The sequence below is a fragment of the Campylobacter sp. CNRCH_2013_0855 genome, from assembly GCF_025773025.1.
Classification (GTDB): Bacteria; Campylobacterota; Campylobacteria; order Campylobacterales; family Campylobacteraceae; genus Campylobacter_D; species Campylobacter_D jejuni_C.
In genome coordinates, this window is sequence record NZ_JAKMTE010000058.1 from 1 (window position 1) to 673 (window position 673).

1 pseudogene is annotated in these 673 nt (G+C 29.1%); it reads left to right on the top strand.

Annotated elements, in window-relative coordinates:
* Positions 1-673, top strand: a pseudogene (locus L8X40_RS08410) (hypothetical protein); the annotation flags it as partial.

Here is a 673-nt window from a genome sequence, read left to right on the forward strand (position 1 = left end):
AAACTCTCCCTATAAAGACTATCAACCCAGATATTTAGATCCTAATCTTTACACAGGACAAAGTTCTACTTTGCTTGAATTTAAAGATTGGCAAAGTATTTATCTAAAAGATCCTATTAAAGGAAGCATAGCTCCTTGGACTAAAGCAGAAAAAGCTTATTATAAATCTTTAAAAACTAAAAAAGAAAGATATAAGTATTTAGTTATAAGAAGTGGTATAAGAAGTGTTGTTATAGATATACCTTATGAAGCTATAGGAGCTGTAGATGAAAAAGGAAATGTAGATCCTAAATATGAAAAATTATATAGAATAGTAGATGATAATAAACATAATCTAAGATCAAGTTTATTTCATAATGAATGGGGTATGGCAGCAGGAATATTGGGTGATTATAAATATCTAGCTAATGATATGTTTCAAAATGGTTTTAATGCAAGATTTATCCAAGCTACTATACTTTATATACAATTAAGTGGAGGAAGTAGTATATTAGATAAACCTAATTTATTAGGTGCTATTTATGGTTATGCAGATATTGCTGTAGGAAGTGGTTTAGTAGGAGTGCATAAAAATCCTTTAAGAGAACAAGAGATTAAAACCTTAGCTAAGACTTTAAAACCTGATGAATTTGGTATGCTTCCTTTTATAGATGAGATTATGGGAGTAGATTGG